This window comes from Paenibacillus sp. GYB004, assembly GCF_036577605.1.
GTDB classification, from domain to species: Bacteria; Bacillota; Bacilli; order Paenibacillales; family NBRC-103111; genus Paenibacillus_AB; species Paenibacillus_AB oceani.
Genome location: NZ_JARBDB010000050.1, coordinates 1 through 13,118 on the forward strand (window position 1 = coordinate 1; position 13,118 = coordinate 13,118).

The 13,118-nt window shown below is 48.9% G+C and carries 18 protein-coding genes; 14 read left to right on the plus strand and 4 right to left on the minus strand.

Annotated features, from left to right (window positions below; all coding sequences use genetic code 11):
* A partial coding sequence (locus tag PV433_RS21145; protein ID WP_332074049.1) for a phosphodiester glycosidase family protein occupies nucleotides 1-421 on the plus strand: 421 nt, incomplete at its 5' end.
* 647 nt (nucleotides 422-1,068) lie between these two features.
* Here PV433_RS21145 and PV433_RS21150 read toward each other — a convergent pair.
* A complete protein-coding gene (locus PV433_RS21150; RefSeq protein ID WP_332074050.1) occupies nucleotides 1,069-1,233 on the minus strand; it encodes a hypothetical protein in 165 nt (54 codons plus the stop codon).
* A 146-nt stretch (nucleotides 1,234-1,379) separates the two neighbouring features.
* On the opposite strand from PV433_RS21150, the gene PV433_RS21155 reads away from it, so the two are divergent.
* On the plus strand, nucleotides 1,380-1,562 hold the full coding sequence (locus tag PV433_RS21155) for a helix-turn-helix domain-containing protein (RefSeq protein ID WP_332074119.1): 183 nt from the start codon (nucleotides 1,380-1,382) through the stop codon (nucleotides 1,560-1,562).
* Between the two features lie 85 nt (nucleotides 1,563-1,647).
* On the plus strand, nucleotides 1,648-2,052 hold the full coding sequence (locus PV433_RS21160) for a hypothetical protein (RefSeq protein ID WP_332074051.1): 405 nt from the start codon (nucleotides 1,648-1,650) through the stop codon (nucleotides 2,050-2,052).
* Between the two features lie 72 nt (nucleotides 2,053-2,124).
* On the opposite strand, the gene PV433_RS21165 is transcribed toward PV433_RS21160, so the two are convergent.
* Both PV433_RS21165 and PV433_RS21170 read right to left on the minus strand, forming a co-directional pair.
* Complete coding sequence (locus tag PV433_RS21165; RefSeq protein ID WP_332074052.1) at nucleotides 2,125-2,487, minus strand: FxLYD domain-containing protein; 363 nt, start codon at nucleotides 2,485-2,487, stop codon at nucleotides 2,125-2,127.
* 305 nt (nucleotides 2,488-2,792) lie between these two features.
* Nucleotides 2,793-3,020, minus strand: a complete 228-nt coding sequence (locus PV433_RS21170; RefSeq protein WP_332074053.1) for an XRE family transcriptional regulator — start codon at nucleotides 3,018-3,020, stop codon at nucleotides 2,793-2,795.
* 134 nt (nucleotides 3,021-3,154) lie between these two features.
* On the opposite strand from PV433_RS21170, the gene PV433_RS21175 reads away from it, so the two are divergent.
* Genes PV433_RS21175 through PV433_RS21190 form a run of 4 tightly spaced genes read left to right on the plus strand, consistent with a single transcriptional unit; the run spans nucleotide 3,155 to nucleotide 6,756 of the window.
* Nucleotides 3,155-3,409, plus strand: a complete 255-nt coding sequence (locus tag PV433_RS21175) for a hypothetical protein (protein WP_332074054.1) — start codon at nucleotides 3,155-3,157, stop codon at nucleotides 3,407-3,409.
* Nucleotides 3,410-3,424: 15 nt separating this feature from the next.
* The gene (locus PV433_RS21180; protein ID WP_332074055.1) at nucleotides 3,425-3,802 is read left to right on the plus strand and encodes a hypothetical protein; all 378 of its coding nucleotides are present in this window, start codon (nucleotides 3,425-3,427) and stop codon (nucleotides 3,800-3,802) included.
* Nucleotides 3,799-4,419, plus strand: coding sequence for a M23 family metallopeptidase (locus tag PV433_RS21185; protein ID WP_332074056.1), 621 nt, complete (start codon nucleotides 3,799-3,801; stop codon nucleotides 4,417-4,419). The genes PV433_RS21180 and PV433_RS21185 overlap by 4 nt, the downstream gene beginning before the upstream one ends.
* 6 nt (nucleotides 4,420-4,425) lie before the next feature.
* A complete protein-coding gene (locus PV433_RS21190; RefSeq protein ID WP_332074057.1) occupies nucleotides 4,426-6,756 on the plus strand; it encodes a hypothetical protein in 2,331 nt (776 codons plus the stop codon).
* A 188-nt stretch (nucleotides 6,757-6,944) separates the two neighbouring features.
* Here PV433_RS21190 and PV433_RS34195 read toward each other — a convergent pair whose 3' ends face one another.
* Nucleotides 6,945-7,190: a helix-turn-helix transcriptional regulator gene (locus tag PV433_RS34195; protein ID WP_442951558.1), complete on the minus strand. Its 246-nt coding sequence runs from the start codon at nucleotides 7,188-7,190 to the stop codon at nucleotides 6,945-6,947.
* 472 nt (nucleotides 7,191-7,662) lie between these two features.
* Here PV433_RS34195 and PV433_RS21195 point away from each other — a divergent pair, with 472 nt between their 5' ends.
* The 7 genes from PV433_RS21195 (at nucleotide 7,663) to flgL (ending at nucleotide 13,087) form a co-directional block, all read left to right on the plus strand.
* Complete coding sequence (locus tag PV433_RS21195) at nucleotides 7,663-8,277, plus strand: helicase-related protein (protein ID WP_332074058.1); 615 nt, start codon at nucleotides 7,663-7,665, stop codon at nucleotides 8,275-8,277.
* A gap of 96 nt (nucleotides 8,278-8,373) precedes the next feature.
* Nucleotides 8,374-9,135 carry a ComF family protein gene (locus PV433_RS21200; RefSeq protein ID WP_332074059.1) on the plus strand — a complete coding sequence of 254 codons (762 nt, stop codon included), beginning with the start codon at nucleotides 8,374-8,376 and terminating at the stop codon, nucleotides 9,133-9,135.
* Between the two features lie 65 nt (nucleotides 9,136-9,200).
* Complete coding sequence (locus tag PV433_RS21205; protein WP_332074060.1) at nucleotides 9,201-9,617, plus strand: TIGR03826 family flagellar region protein; 417 nt, start codon at nucleotides 9,201-9,203, stop codon at nucleotides 9,615-9,617.
* A 110-nt stretch (nucleotides 9,618-9,727) separates the two neighbouring features.
* Nucleotides 9,728-10,006, plus strand: coding sequence for a flagellar biosynthesis anti-sigma factor FlgM (locus PV433_RS21210; RefSeq protein ID WP_332074061.1), 279 nt, complete (start codon nucleotides 9,728-9,730; stop codon nucleotides 10,004-10,006).
* Between the two features lie 24 nt (nucleotides 10,007-10,030).
* Nucleotides 10,031-10,525, plus strand: a complete 495-nt coding sequence (locus tag PV433_RS21215; protein ID WP_332074062.1) for a flagellar protein FlgN — start codon at nucleotides 10,031-10,033, stop codon at nucleotides 10,523-10,525.
* A gap of 33 nt (nucleotides 10,526-10,558) precedes the next feature.
* Nucleotides 10,559-12,145: a flagellar hook-associated protein FlgK gene (gene flgK / locus PV433_RS21220; protein ID WP_332074063.1), complete on the plus strand. Its 1,587-nt coding sequence runs from the start codon at nucleotides 10,559-10,561 to the stop codon at nucleotides 12,143-12,145.
* Between the two features lie 45 nt (nucleotides 12,146-12,190).
* Nucleotides 12,191-13,087, plus strand: a complete 897-nt coding sequence (flgL, locus tag PV433_RS21225) for a flagellar hook-associated protein FlgL (RefSeq protein ID WP_190929265.1) — start codon at nucleotides 12,191-12,193, stop codon at nucleotides 13,085-13,087.
* Nucleotides 13,088-13,118 lie beyond the last annotated feature (31 nt).

A 13,118-nucleotide genomic window follows, 5' to 3' on the forward strand; every position in this document is an offset into this window, starting at 1 on the left:
CGGTAACCTCGTGCGCTGTCAGCGGACGTTTGCCGGGATCGACGCCGAAGGCAACCTGCTGCTTGCGGTTTCCGATGGCCGTACACGCTCCGATCAGGGGCTGACCCTTGAGGAGATGGCTCTTTACATGCTCGACAAAGGAGCGGTGTGGGCGATTAATGGCGACGGCGGCGGCAGCTCCGTGATCGCGGACCGGTCCGGCGGGCTAAACCAGGACGAAAATATCGGGGAGAACGAGAGAGCCGTCCATCATGCGCTGCTGATCTTCTTGCAGCCGGATCAGTCGGTCGAGCAGCCGAAGAACTGGAAACAGGAGTCTGTGGAGTGGCTGAACGCGCAAGGGCTGACGGATGCGGTCCGCGATCCGGATACCACGCCGACCTGGGCAGAGCTTGGGGCAGTATTGCGTAAAATGAAATAAAGAAGAACCCCGCTGGCCCGATGGCGGTAGGGTATTAATGATGGCAATAGCCTAAGCACACATAAATTGTACTGCATAGTATAACATAGGGGATTTGCAGTGATCCCTCGCATCCACGACTGGAGTACTGGCAGCGTACTCCAGTTCACTCCATTTCTCTATGAACGGGGGATCACCCACCTCCCGTTCTTTTTTTTCGAAAAAAAAGACCAGTCATCATATGACTGGTAAGGTACTATCTCCTAAAGGGGACCACAAAGTTAGATTATTCATTTGGGCGTATATTGTTCCGCTATTCAAACGGCGGATACTTCTTTATATTTTTCCGCTCCTCTTCCTCTTCACGCTTCTTATCCCGTCTATATCGAATCTCCAAAACCGTGAGCACCCCGAAACCCAATGTCCCGATCGCTAGCAGAATAATAAGCACGTATAGCTGCTGGCCGGGTGCAACGGCCGTCCACATCCATCCCGTAATAATCCCGGATCCCTCCCGTTTATTTACGCCGTGCCCGGTAGTAGTAGATAGCCGCGATCAGCAGCGCCACCGGCCCAGCAAATTTGATAATTGTCTCCAGCATAGGATCAGCCTCCTTGTTATGTTAAGATTGGGAGGAGGGGAGGCGCTAACTCCCCTCCGAGGGAACCTATTTACGTTTGCGTGGCTTGCGCTGGCGTTTGGTTCCTTTTTTCTTTGTCCATTCCAGCTTGGCGGCCTTGTAAATTATAATCGCTGCGGCCAGCTGGATTACCGAGGACAAGATACCGTCCCAATCCCAATCTTGCATTTTCTCACCCTTTCGGGAAATCATTTGTTCGACTTCCTAAACATAATATATCATTATATAAACATGTTGTCAAACGTTTTATTTGCTTTCGCGAATAATATTTGTTATTATACAGACAAATTATTTAATAAAGGGTGAACGAGATGTTTTCATACAAACCACTTTGGATGATGTTAGTGGATCGGGAGATGACAAAAACTGAAATGCGAGAAGCGCTCGGCTTGTCGTCCTCTACGCTTGCGAAAATGGGGAAGAACGAGTATGTCTCCCTTGAAGTAATCGACAAGATTTGTTCGTACTTCGGTTGCACGCCAAACGATGTAATTGAGCATAAGAAGGAGCAGGAGGGATAACCTCGCTGCTCCTTTTTTTGTCATTGCATTGTTTTCGCCTTCCTGTCTATAATAAGAACAAATGTTCGTATAGGAGGCAACCAAAATGCAAGCACTGAAGAAAGCGCAGATCCCCGATGAACTCGAAATGCAGCTAATAAAGGAATATATAGTTTTGCCACATGTTCTGAATGTTTTTGAACGGGACATGAAGAAGATGGAAACCGAACAGATTTTTAAAACATACAAACCGTACGTCGCTAAATTTAACTTGGTCATAGGCGAGATTGTCCGTGATCTAACAAAGATCAGAATCGAAATGCGTAAACGAGGAATCAAAGTTTATGATGGGGATCGCTCAGAAAAGGAAGTAATCCACGAATATCTGTGCCGAGGATATATGGGGAAAGTTGCTTTTTTATGGGGGACACTCCGATCCGATGTTGAAATCAAAATGAATCATTATTTAGGCATATATGAGTCTGAACTTGTTAAGGAAGGAGTGCTTTGACAAGGCTGGCTGGGTTGAGTATCGAGGGAATAAGAATGCCCCTGTTTAATTCACAGGGGCTTAATTCGTATTTCATTTGATAACATTAATTTGAAATTTCATTGTTTTATAAGACGAGATGTCGTCTATTGATGAAAATGTTGCTGTCTTTGATTCATTTGCGTTGAGATCGTGTACGGTATCTTGTGCTGTCCCTACTCTTTTCCCGTTACCATCAAAAAAGGATATAGTGAAGGAAATATAACTGTAGTTTTTAGCAGAAGTATTTTTTACATTGACAGCTATGTTCCAATGATTATTCAATACATGTTTAGCCGATACGTCACTAAATACTATATCGCCAACTTTGTAAGACCCCTGTGGGGCTTCTGAGCTCTGAGACTGTTGCGAATTCACTGGATCAATCAAAATTTTTTCATTTCTTACATCCCACACAACGCCAGTTCCAAATGCTTCAGCGACCGCTTGAAGCGGAACGAGGTCCGCGTTCGATTTCGTTGCGAAAAATCCCCCAACCCCAGCTGATCGCCCCCATCTAGATCAAAGTCTAAACAGGATAATAATACCATCCGTCTCCGTAGCAATCAATAAAATAAAAAGTTGGACGGATAGAGAAGACGTGCATAAATCGGCATGTTTCACGCATACGCTTTACAAAGCAGGACGTAAACCGCGTCCAGCGCGCCCCGAGCGATGGCCGCCGAAGGCTGTAGTATATTGGGGTGTAATACGTAATACGTTTACCAAAAATCCGAGGCGCTTACGTTGGGATCCACCTGACGGAGCGCTTTAATTATTGTCGCCCGCGTTGCGTTATGCGGCGTATATTCCGAGTTGTTACACAGCTCTGTAATTGTAGATCGATTAAGCCCCGTTTTATTGCCAAGCCATTGCTGCGAAATATTATGATTATCCATCCAATATCCAAGTCTTGATCTATCCTTTTTCCACGGTATCGAATTGCTCATGTTTGTCCAACTCCTTTGTTTTAAGCGTGGACAAACATGGCAAAATTTATTCCCGAAACCTTAAGAAAACCCAACATATTGAACAAGCCGCACCCAATAAGCTGTATCACAAACGTCATACGGAGGTGATGCGGTTGTCACGCAAAGGTAATACATTCTCGTTCCGACTACGCAAAGTTGATACTGATCTGGCCAAAGCGATCGATAGTATAGACGCCAGCGCTTTGTCCGATTTATGTCGTGATGGCTTACGTCTGATTCTTGGATTAACTACGACAAAACGGTTAGAAGTAACGGAGCGGCCCCTTGTTCGTCCGGATCAGCAAAATCGGGTGGTCGAGAGTGCTCGTTCAAAACCGGTGGTTTTTATACCGAACCAAAAAAGATAAAGCGAGGGAAGCGACATGGAGCAAGCGAAGTGCTACGTTATCGATCTGCAGCAGCTCCGCGGGGAAATGAAACGGAGAGTATTTTCAAAAGAAACAGTGTTCAAAACGGCAGGTATTACGGTTGTATTACTTGCGATCCCAGCTTCAGCCTTTGCGGCCAGTACCGGGATCGACGTGGGGGCCGAGAAAATTTACAAGAAGCTTCTTAACGTCGGCAAATGGGTGATTGTAGCCAAGGGTGGCATAGACACCATAAAAAGCGTTGCTGATGGTGATTTGCAGGCGGCAAAGCGAAACTTTTTGGGCTACTTGGTCACTTACGCTATTCTCTGGGCACTCCCATGGGGAATGGGAGAGATTGATAAGCTCTTTGAGGGGATGGAGTCCTCATGATAGCCGCACCGCGTATTACGGCAAAGTTCGGGGAAATCAATTCCATTCACGTTACCCCGCATACTGGAATTGACGTAGCGCTTCCGAATGGTTCTAAGCTGTACGCACCGGCTGATGGAGTGGTTTCCCGAATTGCTGATTACGGAAACAATGGACTTGGCAAAGCGGTGTTTGTCAAAACCAAAACAGGTTATCAGTATATCCTTGGCCATCTGTCGGAAGCCAAGGTCCGCATCGGCGATCGGGTGTTCTCTGGCGATCTAATCGCGTTGAGCGGTAATACCGGAAATAGTACCGGACCTCACGTGCATATCGGACTCGTAAACGGCGCTGGAGCGTTTGTTGATCCGCAACTGGGGATACTCGGCAAAGTGGTGGAGAAGGCAATTGGAGAGGCGCAGCAGAGCGTAGGCGACCATGCCCGGAGCTTCACCTATAAGGTAATGCTGGGTTTTTTGGAGGGCGTTCGCGACCTGGTCGTCGATCTATCGTATTCGATTGCGTTGATCGGCGGCGGATTGGCAATTATTCTGCATGTGGCCGGATGGGAAAAGGGCACTCGGTGGGCCGGGCTATTAACGGTCGCATATGTGCTGATCAAATATCTGTTGGGGTGAGGGCATTTGAAGATCAGTGAAGCTATCCGCATCGTACGCCCGGAATATGTCTTTTTGCGGCTCAAACCGAACAACTCGATCCGCAATAACAATACACACAAAATCGCTCGATCAATCGCCAGCCTGTACAGAAACGTCACCCAGAATATCAGGCGAGAGGAAGCGAGGATCGGGCTGACCTATACGATAAATTCCAAGGTGGCCTATTTCGTCTATATCGAAAAACAAAAGGTCGAGTTTTACTTCGTCATTCCAAAGCAGCATACCAGCGTGCTTCGAGAAAAGATCAGCGACTGCTGGAAGAGCATCACGATCGAGGAGGTCAGCGAGCTGCCGCAGTTTAATGGTTCCGTGACAAAGTACCAGCTCACGTATGCTAAGGAGGACGGGTTGAGTTTAAGAACGGACCGCCGTGACAACGATCTCCTGCAATCAACACTAAATATAATAGATGTACTCGAGGAGGGAGACCGCGTCGGAGTGTTTTACAACTTTATCCCAACATCTCAATTTAGCTGGCGGAACGCCTACAGTGACACGATCGAAAAGGTCAAGAACAACGTGCCGGTGGACCGTAACAAGCTGGACACCTGGTATTTGTTTAAAATCACGATATCGATGTTATCTAGTATTGTTGGCACGGTCACAGCGGCCGTAGTCGGACCCAAAAAGGGCGAAAGCTCCAATACGGTCGGATTGTTTGAGCAAGCGCTCGAGCGGCTTAACGGTGGCCGGAAGATCAGCGAGAGTACGCACCGTAAAGCAAATGCGACGGTCCTTAATACTCAAGTCCTCGTATTAAGCCAAAGCAGCGATTCCGTCCGGCAGCGAAACAACGCTCGGAGCCTTGCACAGAGCTTTGACACGATCACCGACGATAACCGGCTGGTGTACCGTCCATACCGGGGCCAGCTGCGCTATACGGACTACAGTATCCGGGGTGCGGCAATTAATAAAATGGGTGACGAGGAATGTCAAAACCTAATAGCATTGGCCGGGCGCGATGTGCTCGAACGTTACAACTTCATAGAAAAAGTTGAGACGCAGGAGACGGAGGTCCCGGAGGACTTGCGGGCCGGCACGCTTCGGATCGGCGTCAACCGGTACCGCGGGCATGAGCAGGCCGCTTACCTATCAGATGATCGTGAGTACAAGAACCTGACCCTTGTGCTGATCGGCCCAACACGCGCCGGCAAATCAACACTAATCGGCAATTTAAGCCGGGATGCTATCGGGGCCGGGGAATGTGTGATCATCTTTGATTTTATTGGCAGTTGCCAATTAAGCAGTGAAGTGTCTGCACTGTTCCCACCCGAAAAGACCCTGACGATTGACTGCGGTGATCCGAAGACGATGCAGGGACTTGGATACAACGAGGTAGGCGTATCCGCTGACCCGTTCCAACAATATGACAATGCCAAAAAGCAAACTACGCAGCTCCTGACCTTGATCAATTCGGTCAATTCCGACGACACCCGCCTGAGTGCCAAGATGGAACGATATCTAACCAGCGCAAGCCTCGCGGTATTTATCCAAGGTGGCAGCATCCGGGATGTTTTCACGGTGCTGACGGATTATAAGGCGCGACGCCGATTTATAGACGCGGTGCCGGAATCTCAAAAAGAAAACCTTTCAGAATATATCGCGAGCCTGGACGAACTCGACGAGTATCGAGAAGTTAAGATCAAGGAAGGGAAAACGACGCGGACAGAACCAGAGGTTTACGGGACGAAGGATCACTTAATAACTGGGGTGATCGATCGGTTGAATAAGCTGAAGGCCAACACATATATGGAAATGATGCTCAAACGATCTACGTCCGGCAATATCAACATGGCAGAGGAGCTGCAGCAGAACCAATTAATCTGCTTCAAAATGCCGGAGACGATGTTCGGCACGGACAGTGAGCGGGATGTTTATACAACGTATTGGATGACGAAGCTTTGGCTTGCGCTCCAGATCCGCGAGAGTCGCGTAGGGGATCGAAATAAGCTAAGGAAGGTTAACCTGGTGATCGATGAGCTTTACCAAGTCGAGAACACCCAAAAATTCCTCTCGGATAAATTGAGCAGGCTCGCAAAGTTTGGCCTCAAACCGATTATCAGCTGCCACTATATCAATCAGATCCAGTACATTCGGACGGAGCTTCGGAGCGCGAATGCCAGTTATATGCTCATTTCCGGATGCGATAAAAAGAATTATGACGAACTTAAAGATGAGCTGCATCCGTTCGAACTAGAGGATTTGTTGCGATTGCCGCGCTATCACTCGCTGAACTTGATCAAAAGTAAGGAAGGGTATTCGCGATTCATAACAAAGTTGCCGGGTCCGGTTTAAATGAGAATCGGTATGGAAAGGATGTTACTTTATACTATATTATTCCATTAAATACCGCTATCAAATAAGGAATATTTATCCTATTATAAGTACAGGAAATCGTTTACAGTACAGGGGTGATGCCATTGGAATAAGGGGTTTTCTGACAAAAACTTAAGTGTAGCTAAAGTCCGGGCGGGGAGTTAGAGCTATTTTAGCTCTAGCACCGTGCCGTCATCTTTGATAAGGAACCAGTCGTTTAAATCGTCCATGCGGACGCCTAAATAGTAAGCGGCCTTCTTCATCGTAAGTGGCGACAGATTACTTTTTCCCCTACAGACTTGAGAAACGAATCCTTCTGACACTCCGAGAAATTCAGCTAGTTCGACTTGGGTCTTACCTCGCTTGATAAGTAGTTCAGGCACTTTACTTCTCCCCATGCGGACTTCCGGCATGGGCCACCTCGATGGTATATAGATTTGAGAATGATAACAATTATACCATGCGGTGCGTACTTACGAGCTAATAGTATACAAGCTACAATTAACTTACCTTACTGAAATAAGGAAGTGGTAGGATGGAAACAATAAGCAGAGAACATTTCGATAACGATATCAACGAATACTACCTTCGAGCAAGGAATGCAGTGGGCAGAATTGAAATAGGTGATGTTGTATTGATTGACGCCAAAATGTCACCCTCATCCAATTCGATTGTTTTATGTTCTGATATGAAACTTAGACTATATAATGAGCATAAGGAAATAATTGGCGTAGTGATATCACAGTACATCAAGCAATAACCCCCTAAAACCCATAGGGGGTTTTTAATATACTAATTAAAATCAACGCGTTTCCTTACCACAATAATCCCATGCTTCAGGCAGCCGCGCAGCGGGTGTGTACGTCTGACGGAGCTTACGTGCTGTTGTCGGCAACACCGCCGGCGGGTTTTATTCGCGACGCTGAGCGAGGCCGGCTGGAACATGTGAAAGTACCGGTCCGTTTTCACCGCCATCCGCTTCCTGTCCCCCGCATATTGAAAATCAAGGTGATGTCGGGCTGGAAGGGACGCGTTCCTTCGAATCTAAAAACGGCACTGCAGCGATCGATCGACAGGGGTGCGCAATTGTTCGTTTTCGTGCCGAAAATTCGCGAGGTGGAACCGACGGTGGAGGCGTTACGCAGACAGTTTCCCAGTTGCAGCGTTGAAGGAACGTCCTCTCAAGATCCGCATAGGGCGGACAAGGTTACGAATTTTCGCCAAGGGAACATTCGCCTGCTGGTGACGACCACGATTCTGGAGCGGGGCGTGACGGTTCCGCGAACCGATGTTTTCATTCTGGAAGCCGACTCCGGAACCTTCGATTCTGCGGCACTCGTACAGATGGCCGGAAGAGCCGGCCGGTCGAAGGACGATCCGAACGGGAGAGTGTTTTTCGCTGCTGCGGCACTTACCCAATCACAAGCACGCGCGATTCGGCAAATCCGGCAGATGAATCGGCTGGCGAAGCGGAAGGGGTACTTGTTGGAGCATCCCTAATATGTCAGTTGAAGCTGTGAGGAAGCACCTCCCGCCGATGGAGGTGTTTTTTGTTTTACCCGAATATGATCAGATTCTACAATAGGAGTGTTTATTATGGTTCAATGGAAGCAGCTTATGTCCCGGTTGATCCGCTCAGGGGAAGCTTGGCTGGGGACGCCCACTCGTCCTTGCGCTTATTGTAATTGTCCTGTGAAGTCGTATGCGGTACCGTCCTTGAACGTATGCAACAGGTGCTACAGCCGCATACCGTGGATTGAAACGATTCGATGTGTAAAATGCGGGCGGGCGGAGCGTTGCCCCGACTGTGTGCGATGGGGAGCGGCGTCGCTGCAGCTGAGCAGGAGCGCGGTCCGGTATGACGCCGAGATGAAGGAATGGCTCGCCGCCTACAAATACCGCAAAAACGAACGGTTAAGCAATCTGTTCGCCACGATGCTGTACACGACCTACAAGCGGCATGAGTGGGACTTTACCCGTTCAGGCGCTCCGCATGTCGTCACCTACGTCCCGGTGAGCGAGGCGAGACTGAACGACCGCGGGTTTAACCAGGCGGCCCAGCTTGCCGCCAGACTCGGCGAACGGCTGAACGTTCCGGTCGTACCGCTTCTGAGACGCAACCGGGACACGGTCAAGCAAAGCGGCAAGTCGCGCTCGGAGCGGCTGAACGATTTGAAGGGCGTCTTTTCGCCCGAACCCTCCTCGATAAATCTGTTATTAAAAAATTCGCTCGATTCGCCGATAAACATAGTAATCGTAGATGATGTGTACACGACAGGAAGCACGCTGCATTATTGCGCCGACACCATTTGCAGCCGGCTGGAAGCGAATGTGTACGGCTTGACTTGGGCCAGATGACCGGAGCATAGAAGGATCAGGAGAGCGGAGCCGATTTTTGACTATAGAGAAAGAGGGGCTGCGTTGTGAATTTATCCAATTGCCCGCAGTGCGGGAAAGTATTTGTTAATAACAGCTATAATATTTGTCCGGCTTGTATAAGAGAAATTGAAGACCATTACCGGAAATGCGTGGAGTTTCTGCGTAAAAACCGCGATAGCACGTTATATGAGTTAAGCGAAGGAACAGGCGTATCGGTACGCCTGATCACCCGATTTATCCGCGAAGGACGGATCGGAGCGAAGGATGCCCCGAATTTGATGCTGCCTTGCGAATCCTGTGGGGAGCTGATTAAAGACGGCCCGATATGCGACAATTGCCGAAGCAAGCTGTCTAAGGACGTAAGGCATCTGCATGAGGATGAGCGGCGGAGAGCGGACAGGCAAAACCATTTCGGCTTCGGCAGCACTTATATGAAGGACCGGGACAAATTCGGGAAATGATGCTGCTGCGGATGCCCAGAAAACATTTGCACAGCTATAAACAATCAAACCCAGTAATCCGATATACTCGATATTAGCATCGTCGGAGTTGAAAGGAACGAAGAGAGCAGGTGATCCCATTGAAAATTAACGGTATCCAGCGGATCGGCGCGGCCAATCCGTACGCGAAGCACGAAGCGAGACCGACAGATATAAAGGGCAAGCGGGAGATGCAGAAGGATGCGGTTCAGATCTCTCCGGAGGCGCAGGAGCTGCTGGACGCTAAAGGGACGGCTGAAGCCGCACTGCGCAGCCAAAAGCTTGATCATTTGAAACAGTCGGTTTCGACCGGCACTTATTACGTGGAAGCAGGCCATATTGCAGAGAAGTTGTTTCCCTTTATCAAGTAGCGGGAGAGCGGGTGAGCGATAGACATGGAAGCGGTTCTTCAAAGCTTGGATCAACTGATAGAAGTACATCGGCTCTTGCTTGAGCTCAGCCGGCACAAGCGGGAAGCGATCGTGCATAACGATGTGGAACGTCTGATGCAGATGACTCAGAAGGAAAACAAGTGGACAAAGCGTGTAGAGCAGCTCGATACGGAGCGGTCGGAAGCAGTGCTTGCTTACATGCGCTCCAGGAACATGTACGTCACGGGCGCCATCACAGTTAGCACGCTCAGCAAAATCGTAACCAAGCTGGAAGAGAAGGAAGCGCTTGTGGAACGGCAGCAGGAGCTTGTCCGGCTCATTGGCGAGATTAAGCAGGAGAACGAGCTGAACATGCAGCTGGTCGAACAGTCGCTCGCTTATATTAACTATTCGATCGACGTGTTCGTAGGCTCGGATAACCAGGACGTCGTTTACCAGCATCCTCAGCAGGAGCAGCATACCTACCAGGCAAGATCGATGTTCGATCAGAAAGCATAAACGTCATACCACCGACGAAAAGAGGAAACGGCAATGAGATCTACATTCGGCGGAATAGAAATATCCAAACGCAGCTTATTCTCCCACCAAGCGGCGCTGACGACGACGGGGCATAATGTGGCGAACGTTAATACGAGGGGATACTCGAGACAAGTAGTGAACCTTGTGGCAGCTAAGCCGATGGAAGCGATCGGAATGATGAGAACAACTATTCCTGGCCAAAGCGGTCAAGGTGTGGAGTTCACTTCGATTACCCGGATTCGTGAACGGTTCTTGGACGGGCAGTACTACAACGAGAACAAATCCCTCGGAGAGTGGACTGTTCGCAATGATACACTTGAGAAAATTGAAGCGATTATTAATGAACCCACAGATACGGGAATTCGGCAAGTCATCGAGAATTTCTGGAATTCGTGGCAAGAGCTTAGCAAAAATCCGGAGAACTTAACGGCCCGGTCGGTTGTTAAGGAAAGCGCGATCGCTCTAAGCGATGCTTTTAACCATACATCCAAGCAGCTATCCGATTTATCTTCCGATTTAACGGACAATATCAACGTAAAAGTTACCCAGACGAATACGATGGTGCAGCAGATTGCACAGTTAAACGAGGAGATATATCGTGTCGAGGGACTGGGGAATGACGCCAACGATCTAAGAGACCAGCGGGATGTGCTGCTCGACGACTTGTCCAAGATCATCAACGTGAACGTTACGGAGACTGACAGCGGGTACAACGTTCGGATGGGAAATATCGAGCTGGTTAATGGTCGGGAAGCGGTGACTCAGTTTACAGCTGAGACCATGGAACAAGCCTACACGAGCCGGGATTTGGCGAGCGGAGAAGTGTACGGGATGATTTTGTCGCGGGACGGGTATGTCGCCAGCTACCGTAACGAATTGAACGCTATGATCAAGACTCTGGTTGAAGGCGAGACGGAGGTTACTCTTCCGGCGGGAGCTGTTATTCCCGCAGGTACCATCCTTAATGGCACTACCTACACAGGAAGCATAGCCAACCGTACATTAGCCGAGCCGACCAAAGTCACGGTTAGAGGTTTTAACGGGCTCCACAGCTTAGGCTATGCTTTATCCAATGGAGAGGCTAAGCAGGGGGGCGTCTTCTTTCAAACAAACGACGGCAGCAACAATATCACGGCCGGTAATATTAGCGTAAATCCAGACATTGTTAATAACGTAGAGAATATTTCTTCTTCTATGAGAACGTATCTAGACCCTGCCGATAATAAGGTGAAAGTGGTCAAAGGGAATAATGATCTGGCCTTGTTGGCTGCAGGGTTGCGTTCCAATCGGTTCGACTTTATGGCAAATTCCACGGAGACCGTTGCACTTAACGGGGGGACTCTGGATGAGTTTTTCCGCGCCGTTGTCGGCCAGTTAGGGGTTCAGACACAGGAAGCGCATCGTCAAGCGACGAACCAGAAAATATTAGTCGAGCAAGTGGAATCCCGTCGTCAGTCCGTCAGCGGCGTTTCAATGGATGAAGAAATGACCAATATGATCAAATTCCAGCATGCTTATAATGCGGCTGCACGAGCACTAACCGTACAGGATGAAATATTGGATAAAGTGATCAACGGCATGGGAGTCGTCGGTCGATAAGATTGACCTACCCGGTTTTCATTACGTTTGAGAAGGAGGGCCCTGATGAGTTTTCGAGTAACCCAGAACATGATGAACTCTCAATTGCTGCGTAATTTAAACAATAATCTGCTGCGTTCCGAAGTTTATCAGAATCAATTGTCCACAGGGCGACAAATCAATAAACCGTCGGACGATCCGGTAGGAATCAGCTTTGCTATGAGATATCGGAGCGAGCTGTCTGCCAACGACCAATATCAGTCCAACGTGGATGCGGCGCTTTCCTGGATTACGTTTACCGATACGCTGATGGATCAGGCGGGCAGTGTGGTTCATAAGCTGCGTGAGATGGCAGTTAGCGCAGCGAACGGAACAAATCCGCAGCAAGCTCTCGATATCATGAATCAGGAAGTCAAGCAGCTGTACGAGCAGATGGTGGATGTCTCCAACAGTGAGTTTAATGGCAAACGCGTGTTTAACGGACAAAAGACGGATCTGCAGCCGTATACGCTGGAGGACGCCAAGAACCAGGTTACAGATGATGGAGCGATCCAGTTCGAGATCGGAGTAGGCGTCAAGCTGCCGATTAATGTAACAGGCAATCAAGTGTTCGGACTGCCTACGGATGAAGACAATATGTTTGCGATCTTCGGAGAAATATCGGAGGCGCTTACGAACGGGGATCATAAAGAAGTTAGCGCACTTATCGGCAAGATCGATTCCCGCATGACCAAAATGCTGGACATCCGTGCGGATATCGGAGCCAAAACAAACCGGATTCAGCTTGCAGAGAACCGGTTAAAGGATATCGGTCTTAACGTGCAGGAGCTGCAGTCCAAGACCGAAGATGCCGACATGGCCATCGTCATTACGAATCTCAAAATGAACGAGAATGTATACCAAGCTTCCCTATCTGCCGGATCCAAGCTGATTCAGCCGAGCCTGGTCGACTTTCTGAGGTAATAACAGCATCCTGATAAAGGAGTGAAGCATC

Coding starts and splice junctions, on each gene's coding strand:
- PV433_RS21185 (WP_332074056.1), top strand. CDS start 3,799: ATGATAGCCGCACCGCGTATTACGGCAAAGTTCGGGGAAATCAATTCC.
- PV433_RS21180 (WP_332074055.1), top strand. CDS start 3,425: ATGGAGCAAGCGAAGTGCTACGTTATCGATCTGCAGCAGCTCCGCGGG.
- PV433_RS21155 (WP_332074119.1), top strand. CDS start 1,380: ATGTTAGTGGATCGGGAGATGACAAAAACTGAAATGCGAGAAGCGCTC.
- flgL (WP_190929265.1), top strand. CDS start 12,191: ATGAGTTTTCGAGTAACCCAGAACATGATGAACTCTCAATTGCTGCGT.
- PV433_RS21215 (WP_332074062.1), top strand. CDS start 10,031: ATGGAAGCGGTTCTTCAAAGCTTGGATCAACTGATAGAAGTACATCGG.
- PV433_RS21200 (WP_332074059.1), top strand. CDS start 8,374: ATGGTTCAATGGAAGCAGCTTATGTCCCGGTTGATCCGCTCAGGGGAA.
- flgK (WP_332074063.1), top strand. CDS start 10,559: ATGAGATCTACATTCGGCGGAATAGAAATATCCAAACGCAGCTTATTC.
- PV433_RS34195 (WP_442951558.1), bottom strand. CDS start 7,190: ATGCCGGAAGTCCGCATGGGGAGAAGTAAAGTGCCTGAACTACTTATC.
- PV433_RS21150 (WP_332074050.1), bottom strand. CDS start 1,233: ATGATTTCCCGAAAGGGTGAGAAAATGCAAGATTGGGATTGGGACGGT.
- PV433_RS21170 (WP_332074053.1), bottom strand. CDS start 3,020: ATGAGCAATTCGATACCGTGGAAAAAGGATAGATCAAGACTTGGATAT.
- PV433_RS21160 (WP_332074051.1), top strand. CDS start 1,648: ATGCAAGCACTGAAGAAAGCGCAGATCCCCGATGAACTCGAAATGCAG.